Raw genomic sequence first — 20247 nt, forward strand, 5'->3', positions numbered from 1 at the left:
TATTCATTATTTGTTTAATAGCGCGTTCGCTTTATCTGCGAGTTCTTTGCAGGCGGCTTCAATGCTCTCCTCACCTGTCCATGCTTTCGAGAGAACGTCACTTTCAATTGCGATGGCCGCGGAGCTGTTTTTTGTATTTGGTAGTGGCACCGCATAATCAACCGCTTCTGTGAAAACTTTTAAATTCTTATCCGGATAGGCATTAATCCATGCATCAGCTGCACCTTGGTACGCTGGAATAACAACGCCTGATTCGGCTACTTTTTCACTTGCTTCTTTTGTGGATAAAAATGCGACCCAGCGCTTGGCGGCATCTTCATTTTTTGTCCCTGCTGAAATGACATTCGCGAGTGAGTTGGAAGTTGTCGCGCGCGTCTTCCCTTTTGGAAGCGGAGCTACGTCAATGTTATCTTTTCCATATTTTTCCTTAAAAATAACGGGTACCATGTAAGAACCTTCGACCGACATTGCAACTCGGCCATTAAGGAGCAACTCGGACCCTGTTGTCCCTGCCATATCTTTTAGTGGGGTTGCTGAGCCATTTTTTGTAAAACTGTACCAAAAATCAACGCCATCAATGGTCGCTTGATCTGAAAAGCCTGATTTCTTTCCTTTATCCACAAATGGGCTTCCTTCATTTTGATAAATGGTGTCATAATAGCCGCCTTGCCAAGTGAGTGGCGCTGCTAAGCCATAAATATTCTCATCTGCTTTTGCAAGCTTTTTCGCTGCATCTTGCCACGTTGCCCATGTCCAAGTGTCGTCGGGATAGCTTATTCCTGCATCATCAAACATTTTTTTATTGTAAAAGAGAGCATTTGTATCAAAATCTTTTGGTACGCCGTATAATTTTCCGTCTTTTGAATAAGCTTTTAAGTATTGTTCAGGAATTTTATCTTTATCAAATTTCACATCGTCAACTGGCATTAAAACGCCGTTGTTAATGTAATCTGGCGCTCGTGGGATATTGACCCAAAATACATCTGGCGCATTTTTTCCCGTGATGGCCGTTTCCAGTTTAGTAAAATATTGTGCAAAGGGTGTAATTTCAAATTTCACCTTTACATCTGGATTTTCTTTTTCAAAATCTTTTGCAATTTCTTGATAAACGGGTGCTTGTTCTTTATCCCAAAGTGCATACGTGATGACTTTCTGATCACTTCCGCTGCCGTCGTCACTACTGCTTCCTCCTCCACACGCCACAAGTACTAGGCTTAAAAGTAATACAGCTAAAGCAACTGCCCAACTTTTTCTTTTCATGTTAAAATAACCCCTTTCCTTTTTGTTATGGTTGGTTAATATGTAATCCGCTTCACCTTGCGAAAGATGCGGCGGATAACTTCTCCTTCTAGGGCGTTAATTTACTTGCTCGATTTCCACATTTCCACTGCCATAATTTTTGCCGCCACCTCCGCCGCTGCCCCCACATGCTGCGAGTGTTGAACTTAGAAGCAACATCACTAACACAATTGTCCATCCTTTTCTTTTCATCTCAAAATCGCTCCTCTCATTTTTTATAACAAGCTAATATATAATCCATTGCCTGGCTCGCATCTCTTGAAAGTTGCAATGGGTTCTCCCTATACGGGGTTAATTCACACGTAAGAGGGCCGTCATAACCAATTGTTTGAAGGGACTCCATAAGTTTCGGCCAGTTCATGTCGCCTGCGAGTAAGCCTGTGAAACCATGAATATTGCCAATAACTTTTGAGAAATCTTTAATATGCACTTTTTGAATGCGGCTCCCTAAAATAGCAACCCACTGCTCTGGATAAGCAAATTGCAACACATTTCCAGCATCAAAATATACTTTTACATTCGGATCGCCAATTTCATCAATAAACCGCTTCATTTCCAGCGGACTAAGCAGAAATTTATTCCACACATTTTCCACGCCAATGACAACGCCTTTTTCCTTTGCATACGGGGCCAGTTCAAGGAGCGCTTCTTTTGCTCTCTCGTAGCAAGTCGCATAATCAGCGTCCTCTGTCACAACGCCGGGAACAATTAAAACCGTATCGCCACCTAGAATGTGGCATGCATCAATCATTTTTCTAGCAATCATTTTGCCTTTTTCCCGCACTTTCTCATCATTAGCATTTAAAGGATACGACCAATGAAGCGCTGTAGCCACGCTTGAAATCGGTAGCGCAAATTTCTCTGACAGATTTTTTAACCCCAAAAGTTCTTGTTCTGTCGTTTCAGTCGTTAAAATTTCTGTGTCTACAAGGCCCAGTTCATCCGCGAAGTTCGCGTCGGCATGCGCATCCGCCATGTTTAGCTCGATTGTTTCAAAACCTGCTGCCTTTGCTTCTTGGAAAATTTCATTCCTCGTGAGCGTTGTTGGTAAACACCAACTATTGATTCCCTTCCTCATCTTATATCCTCCCAGTAAATCAGTTTCTCCTGTTCAATGGAAGCGTAAGCCATTTTTGTGAGCAGCACCGTGAATCTCCCTGCAGCGCCTGGTACTGGCGACGGCAAATCTTCATCGACCGCTTTTTTAAACGCTTCTAGCATGAGAAAATCCATATCTGTTTCATAATAGTCAAAATGAATTGGCTTTTCTTCCGTATAGCGAAGGCCCTTGCGGCCAAAGCCATCAACATGGACGTAACCATTTTCCGTGACTAGCGCAAGCGACGCATCGCCCCAAACGGGATAGGCTTCTGGACGGTTCCAAGATGTGTCTAAGCTCATGAAAACGCCGTCTTGAAAGCGGATATGAAGTAGCCCTGTATCTTCCACGGCAGCCCCTTCCGTCCAATTCTCACTTGTCGCAAAAACACTTTCAATTTTAGGTTGAAACAGCGCATAAACCATATCTGCCATATGAATGGTGTGGTCGATAATGGCACCGCCGCCTGACAATTCGGGTTCAGTAAACCAGCCGCCCGGATTTTTCCCATGATTCGTCGCATCAATTGCGAGCACGCGTCCGATGTTTCCGGCATCAACATTTGCTTTAAGCTCCTGCATTACCTTGGAGAAGCGAACGGGGTGTGCCACCATCAATTTGACTTTGGAACTTTCGCACGCAAGAATCATCTTGTCAGCTTCCGAAACGGATAGCGCCATCGGTTTTTCCACGATGACATGTTTCCCGTACATGGCTGATGCCACCGCATAATCAGCGTGAAACGCATTTTCCGAACAAATTAAAACTGTATCAATGTCACTTTTTAGCAAACGATTTAACTCTTTAAATGCCGGCAATTTGTGGCGCTTGCAGAACTCCGCAAGCCGGCTGTTATTCCTATCAAACGCGCCAACAATTTCAACATCAAGCGTTCGCAAATGTTTCACGTAGCTCTCGGCATGCATGTGTGCCGTCCCAATAATGCCTATTTTCAAAACGACAACCTCCTTAAATCTATTACTTTTTCAGATAAAATCAGTTCAAACAACTGTCTTCCTTGCGCACTAGGCACCCTATGATCCTTGACGGATTCAGTATTTAAAAAGTTCGAATAAAAAGCATTTTCCGTAGTCGTGTCAAATTGGAACAGTCCCTCTAGGCCGGCAATTTCAAATTTCTTGATTTTCGATGAATTATGGCCACTAAAATCCAGCATGACATTAAAATGCGCCCGATTTCCCCACTTTCCCGTTACGAGAAAGACCGTTTTATCTTTACCGATACTCGAAAACATAATTTCAGCCTCGCCTTCTTGAATCCCCTTCATAAAAGCATAGACTTCTTCAATCCGTACTATCCGCGCCGTCTCTTCCGCAATTGGTTCCACTAGAAAATACCGAAAAAACGTAAGTTGCCCCAACTTCTTTGCCCTCGCAAGTTTCACTGCTAAACGCTCTTCGTTTTCCAACATCATCCCTCCACACGTATAATTTTATTTTCTTTAATGGCCTCTTCCGCTGCAATGACAAGCCTCGATACAGATGCACTGCTTCCCAAATTGGAACGCGGTTTTGCCCCACTTTCAATACACTTTAAGAAATCTAGCAACATTTCATCGTCACCACCGCCGTGGCCAGCCAGTTCTGGTACATGAATCATGGTTTGCTCCGAATTCAAGCGGTCGTTTATCACAATTTCATTTCGCTCATCATCGAAATATAGCTCTCCTTTTGTACCGAAAAACTGAAACTCGCGTCTGTAGAACGCCGAAAATTGGCATAATGAATAGGTCAATTTCGTATTATTCTGATAAAGAATTAAAAGCGCTTGATGGTCATCTACATTTACACTAGAATCAAATACGCAATCATCTGGCCAATCTTTTTGCCACTCGATATTTTTATATTTTTTTATGTTTAAGAGGCTTTCCTCGCAGCTCCATTTGATTTGACAAGTTCGGCAATGCAATTTTTTTTGTAAGGGCGCGCCAAATTTTTCCTTCGCTCCCCTTTCTCCAAAAACTTCTAATCCACCGAGCCCTGAAACTTGCACGGGTTCAGAGTTTATCAACCAGTTCAAAATATCTAAGCTGTGCGTTGCTTTTTGCAAAAGCAAGCTACCAGAACGCACTTTATCGCGGTGCCAGTCGTGAAAAAAAGCATAACCGCCGTAATGAATATGATCCGTGCCGTTCACGAGCCAAATGCGGCCAATCGTTCCCGCGGCAAGGATTTGCTTCACTTTATAATAAAGCGGCGCATATCTGAGGACGTAACCTACAAGAAAAACCCCTTGAAAACGCGCAAGTGCAGCTTCGATTTCGTTTACTTTTTCAAGGGACACTTCAAGTGGCTTTTCACATAAAATGTGCTTCCCAGCCTGCGCCGCTTTTATTACCAATTCTGCATGTGTGTCATCAGGCGTCGCGATAAAAACCGCCTCAACCTCTTTATTTTGGAGTAAATCTTCGTAATTTGTGTAGGCTTCCACATCGAAATCTTCAAATAGCACAAACTTTCTTTCGTCCGCATCTGAAATGGCCACAAGTTCAAAATCAGGATGTGGTATGATGGAATGCAAGGCAAACTTGCTTCCGCGATTCCCGAGACCAACAACTCCAAATTTCACTCCCACATTTATCTTCCTTCCCCGTCTTCACGCAATTTTGTTTCGAGCGCCTGAATGGATCTGGCATATTCGCTCGGGCTAAGCCCAGTCTGTTTTTTGAAGCTGTTCGAAAAATAATGCACCGAATCGAAGCCTAGTTTTTGTGCAATTTGCGTAAAGGTATGATTGTTTTCTCGAATACATTTTTTCGCTTCTTCCATTTTTAACATTTTAAAAAAATTCATTACTGTGTAGCCTGTTTCTTTTTTAAAAATCGTTTTTAAGTACGTCTTGCTGAAAAAGAACGCTTGGCAAATGTCGTCTAAACAAAGATGCCCGTATAAATTGTCATTCATAAATTGAATAATGTCGTTTACAATTGATTTCTCAAACTTTTTTTTGGTTGCTATACTAATTCTTTTTTGATTAACATTGGTCGTTTCATCGCGAATCAAGCGGATTAAAAACTGCTCTAAATAAATGTACAGCATTTGCTCGGCGCCAATTCGCGGGTGATCCAGCCGCGTTTCTTTTAAATAAAGTCGACCTAGTTCGGGTTTAAATACACCTTTCGCTTCTTGTAACATTTTCGCAAGCAGTTCTCGCTCACCAGTTGCAAGACGCATGATTTTATTTTCAAAAAAATGCATTCCTTCTGAGCTGCAGACGAAGCTTACAACAAGAACATTCGGTGCAGTAATCCCGTTTGCCCATAAATTATGAAATTCATTTGGCTTATGGAAAATAATGTCGCCTTCTTTTAATTCATAACCTTCCTTATCTGCTGAAACTTCTAGCTCGCCTTTATCGACATAGACCATTTCCCAAAAATCATGTTTCTCCCCAGTATACAAATAGTTCTTAGAAAACTCGAAATAGTAAACGGTTACAATACTCTCCACATTAAGCAATCGCTTCATCGGCTCAAGTGTCATTAAGAAATCACTGTTTATCATTTCCAGAAGCCTCCCTTGGCTTAATTTGATTATTACAGGCAAAAAGCAATCTGAAAAGCCTCTTTTTAACATTTAGTCTTTTTTTATAAAATTTGTGTCTTTGATTCTAAATATCACAATATCACTTCCTGTGTAAGGTATTAGTACAATCACTTTCTTGTTTTAAAAAAGCAAGTTTGTGAAATACAAATCAAAACGGAGGCTTTATCATGCTAAAAGTTGGTCTTGTTGGGCTCGGTTTTATGGGGCACGCTCATTTGCAAAATTACATACGTCTAATGGATGAAGGGTTCCCAGTTGAACTTGTCGCAATTTGTGATGTTGATAAAACCAAACATAGCGGTGCACAAGTAGAAGGAAATCTGGAAGTTCACGGCAAACAAATTGACTTCTCAAAATTCCGTTTTTATTCCAGCTTAAAAGAAATGGCCGAAAAAGAAGACTTGGACTATGTAGATTTATGTTTACCTACCTATCTTCATGCGAGAGAATCAGTTCTTGCGATGTCGCTCGGCTTGCATGTTTTTTGCGAAAAACCAATGGCCATCTCAAAAGCTGCCTGCGAAGAAATGATTCAAGCTGCGAAAAAATATGACCGCAAACTAATGATTGGCCAAACGCTTCGTTTCTTCCCTAGCTATCAATATGTGAAAGAAACTATCGAGAGCGGTCGCTACGGCAAAGTTGTAAGCGCTTCATTCTTCAGGGGTGGCGGAACACCAAAATGGTCGTTTGAAAATTGGTTGCTGCAAAAAGATAAATCAGGTGGCTGCTTACTCGATCAGCATATCCATGATGTTGACACCATCAATTGGCTATTTGGCAAGCCCGAAGCTGTTTCCACAACTGGCAAAGTGATTTTCAAAGGGAGTGGCTACGATATCGTTTCCTCGAACTACCACTATGCCGACGGAAAAGTCGTAAACGCACAAGATGACTGGACAATAAACGGCGAGTTCGGCTTTGAAATGCGCTACCGCATTAACTTTGACACAGGAACAATTATTTTAGAAAACGGCATTTTAACAGACTACCCAGAAGAAGGGGAAAAGTTTCAGCCAGCCATTAATAAAGAAGACGGCTATTATTTAGAGATTAAACATTTCGCCGACGCACTTTTAAATGGTCGCGACCCTAGCCTAGCAGTCCCACTTGAAAGCGCAAAAGAAACGATTAGCATCGCAGAACATGAACAAGCTTCCGCGGATTTAGGCGGCGAAAAAATCTCATTGTAGCACACTAGACCAATATACGTATAATCTTATACATCGTTTCTCCACATTTTCTCCACAAACTATACCAATTTTCATTTTCAGTATACGGCAATAAAAAAAGGAAGCCAAGACTTTTGATTATCTTGGCTTCCTTTTATATATGTGTAAGTATATTTTCGGTCAGCTTTTGAAGTGCTAATTCAGCCTTTTCAGCAGAATCTTCAACCACTTGAAAATAAATTTTACATTTTGGTTCTGTTCCCGAAGGGCGAATAAATGCGCGTTCACCGTTTGCAAAATCAAATTGCAACATATTCGTTTTTGGCAGCCCTAAATTGCCGCTTGCAAAATCAATTTTTTGTACGACATTTGGAAAAACGGTTTCTTTACGCAATCTTGTCAATAATTCATTCATTTTGTTTGTGCCATCTTCACCTTCAAAGGCCAAATTCGTTAGCGCTTCTTTATGATAACCAAATTCATCATAGAGCCTATCCAAAACGTTTAAGAGCGACATGCCTTTTTCTTTGAAATAAAGCGCCATTTCTGCTGTTAAAAGCGCCGCCTGAATCGCATCTTTATCGCGTACAAATGGCGCAACTAAATAGCCGTAGCTTTCTTCATAACCGAATAAAAAGTGTTCACCTGTTTTTTCAAAGCCAGCAATTTGTTCGCCGATAAATTTAAAGCCGGTTAGCGTTTCAACGTGCCGCGCGCCGTAATGGTTAGCCATTTTCCGTCCTAAATCGTTCGTCACAACGGTAGTCACCAGGACATCATTTTCGCTTACTTCGCCTTTTGCGGCAAGAAGATAGTGCAGCATGAGCGCCCCTAATTGGTTCCCCGTCAAAATTTTGTATTCGCCATCGTCCAAAACAGCTACACCAAGTCGGTCTGCATCAGGATCAGTCGCCAAAACAATATCAGCATTTTGTTCCTTCGCTTGTTTGAAAGCTAATTCAAAACTGGCTAATTCTTCTGGATTCGGCGAGACAACTGTCGGAAAACGGCCGTCTGGCTTGGCTTGTTCGGGGACTAGCGTGAGGTTTTTGAATCCGGCATTTTTAAGTCCTTCTGTAACGAGCTTTAGGCCGCTTCCGTGCAGCGGGGTATAAACGATTTTCAAGTGGCTTCCAAAATCCGTAATGAGATTTGGACGGTGCGTCACCACCTGAACGTTTTTTAAATACGCCTCGTCAATCGAATCCCCTACACATGAAATCAGTGGGCAATCGGCCGCTTCGACCGGTATCGCAAATAAATCTGCCTTTTCTTCCATAAACTGCATAATGCGATTCGCGGCTTCTAGCGTAATTTGGCAACCCGTTTCGTCGTACACCTTAAAGCCGTTGTAAGCTGCCGGGTTGTGACTTGCCGTTATCATAACGCCCGCTGCCGCTTGAAATTCGCGCACCATGAAGGAAAGTTCTGGCGTCGGTCGCAATTCTTCGGATAAAAAAACGGGGATATCTGCTGCCGCTAAGACGCGGGCGGTTTCAAGAGCGAAATCACGCGAATGAATTCGCGAATCAAACGAAATCGCAACGCCTTTTTGCCGCCCGCCCGTTTCACGCAAATATTCTGCTAGGCCGCTTGCCGCGCGACGAATGGTATAAATATTAATCCGATTGGGCCCAGCCCCCATTTTACCGCGCATTCCACCCGTACCAAATTCTAGATTCCGATAAAACTGGTCGTGCAAGTCGCGACTTGTTTTCAAATCGTTTTCAAGTTCCGCTGGCAGTTTTGCGTTCTGCCATCTCGAAAGCTCTACTTCGCTAAACATGACGTCCGCTCCAGATGTTCTAATAAATCGCTAATTTTCATTTCACAGCCAGCCATCGAAGTATCTGCTACGCCGTAATACATTTTAAGCAGGTCGCCCTCCTGAATCGTGCCGCATGCAAAAACTACATCGCCGAAAAAGCCGTTCTTTTCGTATTCCGCAACAGGTTCTAAGAATGGTTCTGTTGTTCGTTTTAAAACAATAGACGGGTCGTTTAAATCGAGTAGCGCCGCGCCCATAACATAACGGTGCCCTTTAGTTGCCCCGTGGTATAAAACAAGCCAGCCGGCCTCCGTTTTAATCGGCGTACAACCGCCTCCAACACGACCATCATCGTAACTATTTTGGCGAACACCAATCAGGCGTTTATGGTTCCCCCAGTTGACTAAATCTGGCGAAGAAGCTAACCAAATATCAAGCTCGCCGATATTTTTTGCACTGGGACGGTGCAACGCATAATAACTGCCGTTAATTTTCTCAGGAAAAAGAAGAACGTCTTTATTTTCAGGCGCAAAAATATTGCCTTTGTAGTCATACGTTTTGAAATCTTTTGTTGTGACTAGCGCATCGGCCACGCCGCATTCTGAAACCGCGCTAAAGGTGATGTAGTAAGTATCTTCCATCTGCATCACACGTGCATCTTCAATGCCAAACGTTTGATATTCATTAAACGGATATAAAAACGGCTCTTTGTCGAGCGTGAAATGATGCCCATCTTTACTGCGAGCAATTCGAATGTAGGAAATCGATGTTAAATAAATGAAACCGCCTAAATGATCTTTATGGCGAATCATACGTGGGTCATCAAAATTATAGGTTGGGTCATTTTTATCAAAAGAAACGCGCTCCAATTTTTGCTCCTGAACGTTAAAATAAGGCGCAACGACTTCATTTTCATGCGTCGCAATTGGTTTTTCAGCTACGCGAAGGAGAAGGAGTGTTTCATCTCCGTATTTCGCTACACCACCATTAAATGCGCCGATAACTTCATAGCCATCATGATACGGTACAACATCAAGTGGTGTAATCAAAGGATTCTCTTCATAACGATAAATATTCATGTTTTATATTCCTACTTTCTTAAAAGGGTTATCAAGTTCTAAATACTGTGCACTAGCATCACTTATGCCAGCATATAAAATCGCGTTCTCATTTTGAAACACAAGACCACCACTAAAAACAACGTCGACTAAATCAGCGCGTTTAGCAGGACTTTCTATAAAATCTGACCGCTCCGCAATGATTTTCGGCCGGCAAATCGTATCGTCCTCCAGCCAAAAAACAAGCGGATAATAATGGCGATTATTTTCTTCATCAAAAAAAGCAATATGACCTAAAACGGCAATTTCGCCCGTTTCAAGTTCGTAAATTTCGTTCGCGCCGCCCCAGTCCTCGTTGCTGAAATTGCCATTTAAAAGCGGCGCCGCTTCGATACGCGCTATCGTCAATTCATCTAACGAACGAATTCGCAACTGTCCAATTTTCCCACGACCGCCTTTTTCACCTTGCGGCCGTGTCAAAACCATAATTTCACCATTATGAAGCTGTTTCAAGCGCAAGTCTTTCATGCCATTTGGTCCTGAGAAAAACAAAGTCATTTCATTTAAAGCCTTTACGCTATAAAAATTCGTGCGCCAGCTCAGTTTTGTGGCATCTTCAGGACTTGGAAATGTTTCAACGCCGCCTAAAATGAGTTCCCCATCAATAAATGTCATAAATGGATCTTGAAGTTCAAGCTCCGTCGCGCCTTGAATCCGCTTGTACGTCGTCAAATCGATTTCTTCAAAAAAGGCAATGAACGACGCCTCACTATCGCGTTTTTCAACCCTCCCAGCAATCATTTTGCGCCCTTCGAGTTGAAACGGCGCGGTAATATTGTAAACATCAAATCCATCAACACCCAAAAATGTGATTTTTTTGCTATCGCCAACTTTTTTTGTTTTTCTGGATACTTCTAATAATTCACGTGCACTTTGCATTTTACGCCTCCAACTCTATCACTACGCCGCTAAACGGACTTACAATAAAATAATTTTCACTTTGCATCGCTTCGCCAAACGCCAATTTCCCACTCTTTTTAATAGAAAAATCCGTTTCGCCAAAGTTTGCCACAAATAAATAGCGCCCACGCACATATTGAATCGCGTCTTCCTCCAAAACAAGCTTTTTATACGCTTCCGTTTGAAAACCCGCTTGTCCTCGGAATTCCAGCAGACGTTTATAATAGCGGAACATCTCCAATTTATCCAAATCGGTTTCATTTCTTCCTAAAATCCAAGGTTTCCCTTCCGAAAATGACTTCCCGTCTGCAAACAGCATCGGACCACGCCCTACATCGCGCGTTTTTTGATTTGCCACCTCTAGCGCAGACTGCTCGCTCGCCCCGTCTTGAAGCGCCAAATGATAAGCTTGCATCCCTTGAATATCTCGCAATTCGTGAGTGGCTCCAAAAACTTGGTTTCGCATGCCCACTTCCTCACCATTATAAATAAATGGAATTCCCCGCGCCGTCAGCATGAGGAACGCCAAAAGCTTCGCCACACTTCTATTTTCATTCGCTAAGCGCGACATCAAGCGCCCCATATCGTGACTCCCAAAAAACAACGTTGGCAACCGCTCAGGAAGCACTTCTTCCATACGCACTAATTCATCAAAGATTTTCGTTACAGCCAATTTTTCAATGCTTCCGAAGTTAAAATTAAATGTAACGTCCAGCAAATCGTTTCGACTGTAGGACGCAATTTCGTTCAAGTCGTCCGAACTAATTTCACCAACCAAAAACACATCTGGCTTGCAAGCACGACAAAAGCTCGCTAGTTCTGCTATAACCGCCTGAACACCCGGCTGATTACGGTCAAACTTATGAATCATTTCGCCTAACTCGTCAAACGGGTTATCTGGAAACGTTGTGTCTACCGTTAAATTGTTAATCACATCAAACCTAAACCCAGCTACACCTTCCTCTAACCAAAACTGCAAAATTTGTTTCGCTTCTTGCATTACAGCCGGCTTCGTCCAATTTAAATCCACCTGCTCTTTCGCAAAACTATGATAATAATACGCATTTTGTTCGGCACTATACGTAAAAGCAGAACCACCAAAGAAGGACTCCCAATTGTTTGGCGCCTCCTTCCAAACATAGTATTCCGGATGCGCTTTAAACCAGCTATGATTAATCGCCGTATGATTCAAAACAATATCAATGATGACCGCCATACCATTTTGTTTGGCCGCCGTCATAAAATCGCGAAAGTCTGCCATTGTCCCGTAAATCGGGTCGACATTCATATAATCGGACACATCGTAGCCATTATCAACTTGCATGGAAGGATAAAATGGCGTGAGCCAAAGTCCTGTCACACCGAGCTCCCGCAAATAAGGAAGTCGCTCTTTTAAACCAATAAAATCACCAAATCCGTCCGCATTCCCGTCACAAAATGACTTCATATAAACCTCATAAAACACACTTTTTTCAAACCAACGCATTGTCTTCCTCACTTTATTTCAATGTAAATTGCATGCCTTCTTGGAATTTTTTCGAGAAGCAGAGGAACAAAATAATAAGCGGAACAGTTAATAAAACAGAAGCCGCATACATTGGTCCTGGATACGTCCCGTAAGGTCCAAACATTTGGGAAATCAACACGTTTAATGTAACGGTTGAGTCGCTTTTTGAAACTAGCAAATCCCAAAGTAAATTCGTCCATCTATCCGTGAATAAAAATAGGAAAATAACGGTTGTGATAGATTTTGACATTGGTAGTACAATTCTAAAGAGAATTTTCAAGTCGCTTGCTCCGTCTAAACGCGCCGCCTCAATGAGCGCATCTGGAATAGCTTTAAAGAAGTTTGTGTACATGAAAACGGCCCACAAACTAAGCGCAGTCGGAATAATCATTCCAGCGTAACTATCGAGCAAACCGACATTTGTAATCATTAAGAACTGTGGAATAAGTAAAATAATCGCTGGAAAGAACATTTGGAAGAGAATCGCATTATTAACAAAGTTTTTTCCCCGAAAATTGACTTTTGCAAGTGCATAGCCAACCGTCAAACCGAAGAGTAGCATGAGTCCTGTTGCGATAGTAGATACTATGACGGTGTTAATGAACGAATGAATCCACGGTGCTGGCGCCGCTGTTACTGCATCGCCAAACAACCACTGCCACGAACGCAAGGAAAATTCTGTCGGAATAAGTTTTTTATCGACTTGATCCCATGCGGCAAACGAGTTAAGCACAAGGTAAATGAATGGATATACCATGATGAGCATAAGAAGTGTCGTTAAAATATAACGAATAATCTTCCCGCTTTTTCTATTACGTCCAACCATTTCGTTCACCCCATTTTTCTAAAAGTTTTTTAATAACGCCGATTGATGCAAACGTCACAACTGCCGCAATAAGCGAAATCGCTGACGCATAGCCAGATTTCAAGTTAATAAACGCTTGGTTGTAAATTTCCATCTGCCATGTATTGGTAGCAAAATTCGGTCCACCGCCTGTTAACTGGTAAACTTCTGTAAAAATACCAAAGCTCACACCAACAGCTAGGACAAGCACTGTAAAGAGTGCTGGATAGAGCATCGGTATGGTGACTTTCCAAAACGTGCGGAACCGACCGGAACCGTCCATTGCCGCTGCTTCATAAATTTCATCGTTAATACTCGCAAGCCCTGAAATTAAAATCAGCGCGTAGTACCCCGACATCTTCCAAGCAATCATTAATGAAATAATAAATAACGCTGACATCGGCGTTCCTAGCCAGTCAATATCCCAGCCAAGATTATTTCTTAAAAAGACATTTAACGGGCTGTTATAAGACAACAAACCTTTTACAATTAGGGATGTTACAACGCCAGAAGATAAATATGGCAGGAAAAAAGCAACTAAATAGAGGCCTTTAAACCGAGGTAATCCATTCACTAAGACGGCAACTAGCATTGATAAGATTAGCGCCATTGGAACAAACACAATCAAGAATTTATATGTGACGAAAAACGCTGCATGAACAGATGAACTCATAAGCGCCTTTTTAAAATTATCAAGCCCAACAAAGTTTATGTCCGGGCTCATCATATTCCAATCCGTTAGCGAGAGCCAGATGGCCCATACTAACGGAATCAGAAAGAATATTGCGGTAAAGATGAGGTATGGGCTAGTAAAAAACCAGCCCAATTTATTATTTTTATTTTTCATCTTCAAGCACCTTATTAATTTGCTTACTCATATCGCTCCAAGCTTTCGCGCCTTTTTTCTCACCTTTTACAACTGGATTCCACGCTTCTTCTCCAATAACTTGTTGAATATCGTTGTAATCCGCGTTATCCATCGCTGGAATCGCATTTTTAACATTCGCTGCATATACTTCTAATTGCGGATTTTCTTTAAAGAACGCTTGGAATGTTTCGTTTTCCGTTGCATCGTCACGTGCTGGAATTAGGTTTGTTGTTTCAAGGAATTTCAAATCATTTTTGTCGTCACTATAAACGAATTTCAAGAAATCCATCGCTGCTTTTTGCTCTTCTTTTGTTGCACTTGCATAAAACACAATACCTTTTGCATCTGAATAAGTGGAAACATCTGTTGAATCTTTCATATTATCTGGCACAAGAGGTGTTGTAACGGTATAGTTTTCACCATATTTCAAGTCAGGATATTTTTCCTCCCAGTTCGGGAATGTCCAAGGTCCAAGATCCGTCATAATACTTGTTCCAGTTTCAAAAGGATCTGTTACTTCACCAGTCAACAGTAGTTTTTCGTTTGCTAGCGTACCCATGAAGTCAAGTAATCCTACGCCTGCTGTTTTATCGGCTACAAGTTTGTTATTTTCTACAAAAGCATTACCGTTCGATGCCGCGTTATAAAGCGGGAAGAAGTCGAACCAACGCATCCATGCAGTCGGATCGGACAAATCACCTTTTGCCCATAAAACTTGGTCAGGATATTTTGCTTTTAGTTTTTTCCCCACTTCAAGTGCTTCGCTATATGTTTTTGGCGGCTCTGAATAGCCAAGTTCTTTCAATGTATCTAAACGCCAACCGAATAAAATTGGGTTCGAGTATACAGGTAAGACGTATTGATTTTTATCCGAGAATGTCCAAGCTTTCATGCTTTCCGTCATATTTCTTTCTTTCACAACATCGTCATAACCAGCCACTTTGTTAACAGGTAAAATCGCTTTACTGTCAGCTAATTGAGCCGCAAAACTACGGTTGATGTTTTCTGAAATGGTTGGAGCCGTTTTTGATGCGATAGCCGATTGGATAGTCGCTTCAGAAGACGGACTTTCTTTCATTTGAGTCACTTCTACTTTTACATCAGGATTTTCTTTTTCATAAGCTGTCGCCATTTCCTTCCAAAATTTCACTTGGGTAGGGTTTGGTGCTGCCCAAAAAGTTACTTTCGTTTTTCCATCATCATTGGCTTCGCTTCCACCTGATCCACAAGCGGCTAAAATCGAGCCCGCTGCCACGACACTAAGTGCTGCATAAACTAACTTTTTGAATTTCATTACTAACTCCTCCTACTTCAATAATTGTAAGCGTTTTATAAACAATTACATTATTGCATTACAATTTTGTAATGTCAACAATTACTTTTCTAATAAAACTTAATAAAAGTGCATAAAAACGATAAAATTTCAACACATATCAAAATTATTCATAAAAATACTTATAAAATTACATTCTCCTTTGCAAAAAAACTATTTTCTGGCTATAATAGAATTATTATGTCGTAAAAGAAGGAGCTTTTATGAAAAAAATTACGATGCAAGATATTGCTGATCGTCTTAACATTACGAAAAATTCTGTATCTCAGGCTCTCGGCAATAAAAACGGGGTAAGTGAAAAAACGAAACTAGCTGTTTTTAAAATGGCAGATGAACTAGGTTACCAATATAAGAAAGAAATTGCGCGCGAGGTCGTTAAAAAGAGATATGCTTTGCTTGCAAGTTCATTCGCGTTGGCGCAAAAGAGTTTTTTTGGGGAAATCATTGCGAGCATAAAAAATCAACTTTTAATTGAACAAGCTGAACTTTTTATTTTCCCAATTGGAGAAATCGAAGCTGAAAAAGGCATCTTGCCAATTGAGCTTGAAACCGAAGAGTGGTCGGGCGTTTTTCTACTTTCGCACATCAATACAGCCTATAGTTTGAAAGTCATAGAATTGAAACATCCCACCATCTTAATTGACCATCACCACCCGCACTTAAAAGCGGATGCAATTTTAACGCAAAATAAAGACGGCGCGTTTCTCGCCGTCGAACACCTTATCCAAAAACAACATGAAAAAATCGGTTTTCTAGGAGATATCCAGTTTTCTCCAAGCTATGCGGAGCGCTTCGAAGGTTATAAAATGGCACTCAAAACCGCAGAAATCCCCCTTAACCCTGCTTTTACAATCACGCGGATTAAAGAGGAACAAACTGCACTCTATAAAACGTTAGACCAGTTGGATGAGTTTCCAACCGCCTGGTTTTGCGTTAACTCAGGTCTCGGCTTTATTTTAAATACATACTTGCAGTCGAAAGGGTATACAATTCCACAAGACTTCTCTATTATTTGCTTTGATAACACCGAATTCACGGTTTTAAGCAATCCAAAACTGACAACGATGTGTACCAACCTAAGTGCAATGGGCGAAAAAGCCGTCGACCTCATGAACTGGCGTATTCGTCATTCAGAAAGCGAATTCGTCCAACTCTCCATTGCAACCGAGTTAATCGAACGCGATTCCGTGCAGATGTATACTAAAAAGAAAGTCGCCCGAAAATAAAAAACAAGCATATATCCAGTAAAATCCATTTTTAGAAATGGCCTGATTACTAGATGTATGCTTGTTTATTTTACAAATTACTCGTCCTCTTCCACATGATGCGTCAAATGAAGCCGAATCGTCGCAAGCGTATAGCCGTAAAAATCATCGTCAAACTCTTCTTCCACGACGAAACCTTTACGCAAATAAAAATGATACGCCGCGTCATTTCCCCGCTCCACATTCACATACATCGGAAGTGGCAAATGAAACAGGCTCATACCCTCATCTAGGAGCCTCGTACCAAAGCCTTTTTGTTTTAAAGCTGGATCCAAATAAAACGCCGAAAGCTCGCTTTTGCCTTTGGCAAGTTCCACGAAATTCGCAAAGCCAATGACATCCCCTTCTTTTTCAATGACCGCAAAAGCCGTAGCTCCAATTCGATTTTTAAGCGTTTCCAAATTATAAAATTTATTTAAAAAATGATCTTGCACATCAACTGGAATAATATTTTCATACGTGTCGTGCCAAGATTTTTCTGCAATTTGCTGAATTGCTGCCGCATCTTCAAGCCTTGCCTTTCTAACGTTTACAGTCATTTTGAACACCCCTTTAAGATTTCGCTTCTCTTTCCATACCCTTTTTTTCTTGAAAAAAAACGCATTTAATGTTAACCTTTAAAAATAAAAGTTAACATTAAGGAGTGAACAATTTGCCTAATACAAAATTAAAATTTCTAATCGTAGACGCGCTTTTTGCCGTCATTATCGCGATTTTAGCTCAAATAGCTATTCCGCTTGGCCCCATTCCATTTACCGGCCAAACATTCGCAGTTGGGCTTGCCGCCACCATTCTAGGTGCCCGCCATGCCACAATTTCCGTCACCGTCTACATACTACTTGGCGCGTTTGGCATCCCGGTTTTCCAAGGAATGACAGCCGGACTTGGCATCATTCTAGGCGTCACCGGCGGATTTATTATTGGCTTCATCGGCAATGCCTTTTTGACCGGCTTTCTGCTCGACAAGTTTGGCTACACCAATTTGAATGCCGCCATCGCCAATATTCTCGGAGCTTTTGTGACGCTCCTGTTCGGCATGTTTTGGTTGCAAATTAGCGCAGGCATGACGCTTGGCGCCGCTTTTTTCACGGGCGTATTCCCGTTTATCATTCCAGGCATCATCAAAGCCGTTTTGGCCGGCTACATCGGACTTAAAATTCGCCGTCAGCTCATCAAAAGCAAACTCCTTCCTGACAACACGCCGAACACGAAGGAAACGCTCAACACTACACAGTCTAAATAATTCAAAATCCCCTTTTTCTCCCGTATAATAAAAATCAAATACTGAGAAAAGGGGACTCGGTTATGGTTTTAGAAAAAGGGACAAGAGAGGCGCAAAAGCCCAGTCTTGCAGAGGTTTTATATGAAGCGGATGCAGCACAACTTCCGTATTTGCGCTTAAACATCAAGCGCGGGGAGAATATCCTCCTTGAAGGCGAAAATCACCCATATTTTTACATAGTGACAGAAGGCGTAGCCGCAATGAGCAAAAATACATGTAAAGAAGATAGCATTTTATCTTTTTGCGGGAAAGGGGAAGGCATCGGATTTCTCCACATCGAACCAGATGCGGTTTCACCCGTTACGTATACGGCCATTAGCGAAATGACTGTGCACCGTTTTCCGCGCGATTACGCGCATAGCCGCTTTAAACGCCACTCAGAGTTTTCTGCTTTTGCACAATTGAATCGCATCGTTCAGCCAATCTTGCTGCGGGAAGCCGAGGCGCAACTACCTTCCGACCAAAAAATCCTAGCCGCTTTAATTCGCATTGGCGCTCAATTTGGTCGAATGGAGGATGACGGCGCGTGCCTCATTCCCTATTTTTTCACCCAAAAGATTTTAGGAAACTACGCCAATTTAGCGCGCGCCTATGTGGCGACTAACTTGCGGAAACTCGAAGAAGAAGGCATCCTTACGCTCTCACCGAAACCGTGGCGAATTAATGAGTTCGCCGCTCGAAAAGCGCGCTTAATGCAAAAATTTAACCACGAAACCTTTTAGCTTCGTGGTTTTTTATTATGTCTTAGATCAGATTTTCTTATTTTTTAAATTTCCCGAAAACGCCTTTATTTTTCTTTTCAACGTAACAGCAAAGCTTGGAATTTGAATCTATGCTGTCAATCAACGTTTTCTTTTCAAAAGAATTACGCTTATTAGACAGCGCCTGACTTAAATCTTTCCATACACTTTGCGTTGAAGGTCCACTAAAAATAAATTTATTCGTTTCTACTTCTTTCGTGACATTTTCGCTAGGATGTACGAGATGCATCGAAGGCCTTTCCCAAAAAACACTTTCTTTCACGACTCTAGCTGGATTTCCTGCTACTACAGCGTTATTCGGCACAACAGACGTGACAATTGCATTAGCGCCAACAATGCTGCCAGAGCCAATTGTAGCACCTTTTAACAACTTAACATCTTGTCCAATCCATACATGGTCCCCTATTAAAACGGATGCCGGTCTGTTTAACCGCTCCCCGCTTTCAATTTGATAGATGGGGTGTACATCGGACGTACGTATCCAACTTCCAAAAGAAAACATCGCATCTTTTCCAACGATAAGATTTTGATGTTCCGATATAATCGCATTTAAAACGCCATTAAAAGAAGCTCCTTCGTCGATAAACACTGTAGAACCTGCATGAATATTAAGATTTATCATAATTTGATTTTGAAGCGTTTTTTTAATATATACGACCGAATGATCTCCATGAAAAATAATTTTCGAATTTCTCAAAGTTACATTCTCATCTAAAATCAGCAAGTTGTCCTTCCCATTAAACACCACTTCTGAATTTTGAAACTGGACTTTTTCTTGATTTAAAAACACATTATTACTCTGTTCTTCTACATTTCCCTTGATCATTAACGCTCTCCCTTTAGCCCAAATTTTCGTAGTGAAAATTAAAACCCTCACTCCAAAATTGTATTCTTTTCCAACACTATCAGTATATCAATCTGTAGAATTTAAATCAAAACTTTCGTCACTTTTCACTACTAAATTGCTCATCAGAAACGACGCTCAAACCGTGGAGCTGCAAATAAGCCGCCGTCACACCAACACCTTTTTTTAATCCCCCTGAAAATGTGCCATCATAAATTTGACACGCACCGCAAGACGGACTTTTTTCCTTCAAAATAACTTGCTCGATTCCAAGCTCGCGGAGTTGCTCTAACGTTTTGCGTGCACCTTCTTTGTAAATTTCCGTCACATCTGCACCTAAATTATCCACTACTTTTGCCGTACCAGACCAGACGTCTTTACCGTCTCCGCCCACAATTTCAGCCGGATTTCTAGGCGTGGGAAGTCCACCAAGCATTTCTGGACAAAGCGAAATCGCAGCGCCACTCTCCACCAATTTTTTTAATGTTTCATTTTCCTTATGCGCCCCGTCGTAACGACAAGGAATGCCCGCAAGACATGCACTCACCATCTTCAAAGCTTTTCACCCCTTTTTTTACTACTTTTATTTTAACAAAAAAACGCCATGATTTCAGTTAAAGA

General features: G+C 41.6%; 21 protein-coding genes. 4 read left to right on the top strand and 17 right to left on the bottom strand.

The genetic code is table 11. The annotated features are described in order from the left end of the window. Window positions 1-6 precede the first annotated feature (6 nt). The 7 genes from CFS04_RS04420 to CFS04_RS04445 form a co-directional block, all read right to left on the bottom strand. Window positions 7-1260 (bottom strand): sugar ABC transporter substrate-binding protein, encoded by a 1254-nt coding sequence (locus CFS04_RS04420; RefSeq protein ID WP_088809399.1) that lies wholly within the window; start codon window positions 1258-1260, stop codon window positions 7-9. A gap of 96 nt (window positions 1261-1356) precedes the next feature. After that, complete coding sequence (locus tag CFS04_RS13085) at window positions 1357-1491, bottom strand: hypothetical protein (RefSeq protein ID WP_255377387.1); 135 nt, start codon at window positions 1489-1491, stop codon at window positions 1357-1359. Between the two features lie 16 nt (window positions 1492-1507). Continuing rightward, window positions 1508-2377: a sugar phosphate isomerase/epimerase gene (locus CFS04_RS04425; RefSeq protein WP_088809400.1), complete on the bottom strand. Its 870-nt coding sequence runs from the start codon at window positions 2375-2377 to the stop codon at window positions 1508-1510. Then, entirely contained in the window at window positions 2374-3354 is a 981-nt protein-coding gene (locus tag CFS04_RS04430; RefSeq protein ID WP_088809401.1) for a Gfo/Idh/MocA family protein, read from the bottom strand. Before CFS04_RS04430 ends, CFS04_RS04425 begins: the two co-directional genes overlap by 4 nt. Further along, window positions 3351-3830, bottom strand: a complete 480-nt coding sequence (locus CFS04_RS04435) for a hypothetical protein (protein ID WP_240310420.1) — start codon at window positions 3828-3830, stop codon at window positions 3351-3353. Before CFS04_RS04435 ends, CFS04_RS04430 begins: the two co-directional genes overlap by 4 nt. Next, complete coding sequence (locus CFS04_RS04440; protein WP_255377388.1) at window positions 3830-4987, bottom strand: Gfo/Idh/MocA family protein; 1158 nt, start codon at window positions 4985-4987, stop codon at window positions 3830-3832. Before CFS04_RS04440 ends, CFS04_RS04435 begins: the two co-directional genes overlap by 1 nt. 8 nt (window positions 4988-4995) lie before the next feature. Continuing rightward, window positions 4996-5922 carry an AraC family transcriptional regulator gene (locus CFS04_RS04445; protein WP_088809460.1) on the bottom strand — a complete coding sequence of 309 codons (927 nt, stop codon included), beginning with the start codon at window positions 5920-5922 and terminating at the stop codon, window positions 4996-4998. A 209-nt stretch (window positions 5923-6131) separates the two neighbouring features. Between CFS04_RS04445 and CFS04_RS04455 the strand changes: the two genes are divergently transcribed. After that, window positions 6132-7157 carry a Gfo/Idh/MocA family protein gene (locus CFS04_RS04455; RefSeq protein ID WP_088809404.1) on the top strand — a complete coding sequence of 342 codons (1026 nt, stop codon included), beginning with the start codon at window positions 6132-6134 and terminating at the stop codon, window positions 7155-7157. Between the two features lie 133 nt (window positions 7158-7290). Here CFS04_RS04455 and CFS04_RS04460 read toward each other — a convergent pair whose 3' ends face one another. The 7 genes from CFS04_RS04460 to CFS04_RS04490 are packed head-to-tail and all read right to left on the bottom strand — an operon-like array spanning window position 7291 to window position 15435. Next, complete coding sequence (locus tag CFS04_RS04460; protein WP_088809405.1) at window positions 7291-8922, bottom strand: phospho-sugar mutase; 1632 nt, start codon at window positions 8920-8922, stop codon at window positions 7291-7293. After that, window positions 8907-9983, bottom strand: a complete 1077-nt coding sequence (locus CFS04_RS04465) for a glycoside hydrolase family 130 protein (RefSeq protein ID WP_088809406.1) — start codon at window positions 9981-9983, stop codon at window positions 8907-8909. Before CFS04_RS04465 ends, CFS04_RS04460 begins: the two co-directional genes overlap by 16 nt. 3 nt (window positions 9984-9986) lie before the next feature. Continuing rightward, on the bottom strand, window positions 9987-10901 hold the full coding sequence (locus tag CFS04_RS04470; protein WP_088809407.1) for a DUF1861 family protein: 915 nt from the start codon (window positions 10899-10901) through the stop codon (window positions 9987-9989). A 1-nt stretch (window position 10902) separates the two neighbouring features. Next, window positions 10903-12408 (bottom strand): alpha-amylase family glycosyl hydrolase, encoded by a 1506-nt coding sequence (locus CFS04_RS04475; RefSeq protein WP_088809408.1) that lies wholly within the window; start codon window positions 12406-12408, stop codon window positions 10903-10905. A gap of 13 nt (window positions 12409-12421) precedes the next feature. Further along, window positions 12422-13255 (bottom strand): carbohydrate ABC transporter permease, encoded by an 834-nt coding sequence (locus CFS04_RS04480; protein ID WP_088809409.1) that lies wholly within the window; start codon window positions 13253-13255, stop codon window positions 12422-12424. Then, window positions 13242-14120 carry a carbohydrate ABC transporter permease gene (locus CFS04_RS04485; protein ID WP_088809410.1) on the bottom strand — a complete coding sequence of 293 codons (879 nt, stop codon included), beginning with the start codon at window positions 14118-14120 and terminating at the stop codon, window positions 13242-13244. The genes CFS04_RS04480 and CFS04_RS04485 overlap by 14 nt, the downstream gene beginning before the upstream one ends. After that, complete coding sequence (locus CFS04_RS04490; RefSeq protein WP_088809411.1) at window positions 14110-15435, bottom strand: ABC transporter substrate-binding protein; 1326 nt, start codon at window positions 15433-15435, stop codon at window positions 14110-14112. The genes CFS04_RS04485 and CFS04_RS04490 overlap by 11 nt, the downstream gene beginning before the upstream one ends. Window positions 15436-15677: 242 nt before the next feature. Here CFS04_RS04490 and CFS04_RS04495 point away from each other — a divergent pair, with 242 nt between their 5' ends. After that, window positions 15678-16700, top strand: coding sequence for a substrate-binding domain-containing protein (locus CFS04_RS04495; protein ID WP_088809412.1), 1023 nt, complete (start codon window positions 15678-15680; stop codon window positions 16698-16700). A gap of 77 nt (window positions 16701-16777) precedes the next feature. On the opposite strand, the gene CFS04_RS04500 is transcribed toward CFS04_RS04495, so the two are convergent. Continuing rightward, the gene (locus CFS04_RS04500; protein WP_088809413.1) at window positions 16778-17278 is read right to left on the bottom strand and encodes a GNAT family N-acetyltransferase; all 501 of its coding nucleotides are present in this window, start codon (window positions 17276-17278) and stop codon (window positions 16778-16780) included. A gap of 113 nt (window positions 17279-17391) precedes the next feature. Between CFS04_RS04500 and CFS04_RS04505 the strand changes: the two genes are divergently transcribed. Then, window positions 17392-17982 (top strand): biotin transporter BioY, encoded by a 591-nt coding sequence (locus CFS04_RS04505; RefSeq protein ID WP_088809414.1) that lies wholly within the window; start codon window positions 17392-17394, stop codon window positions 17980-17982. 62 nt (window positions 17983-18044) lie between these two features. Further along, the gene (locus tag CFS04_RS04510) at window positions 18045-18743 is read left to right on the top strand and encodes a Crp/Fnr family transcriptional regulator (RefSeq protein WP_088809415.1); all 699 of its coding nucleotides are present in this window, start codon (window positions 18045-18047) and stop codon (window positions 18741-18743) included. 37 nt (window positions 18744-18780) lie between these two features. On the opposite strand, the gene CFS04_RS04515 is transcribed toward CFS04_RS04510, so the two are convergent. Beyond that, a complete protein-coding gene (locus CFS04_RS04515; RefSeq protein WP_088809416.1) occupies window positions 18781-19608 on the bottom strand; it encodes an acyltransferase in 828 nt (275 codons plus the stop codon). Between the two features lie 118 nt (window positions 19609-19726). Beyond that, window positions 19727-20182, bottom strand: coding sequence for a DUF523 domain-containing protein (locus CFS04_RS04520; RefSeq protein WP_088809417.1), 456 nt, complete (start codon window positions 20180-20182; stop codon window positions 19727-19729). Between the last annotated feature and the right edge of the window lie 65 nt (window positions 20183-20247).

It is taken from the genome of Listeria sp. ILCC796, from assembly GCF_900186175.1.
In the GTDB taxonomy this organism is placed as follows: Bacteria; Bacillota; Bacilli; order Lactobacillales; family Listeriaceae; genus Listeria; species Listeria goaensis.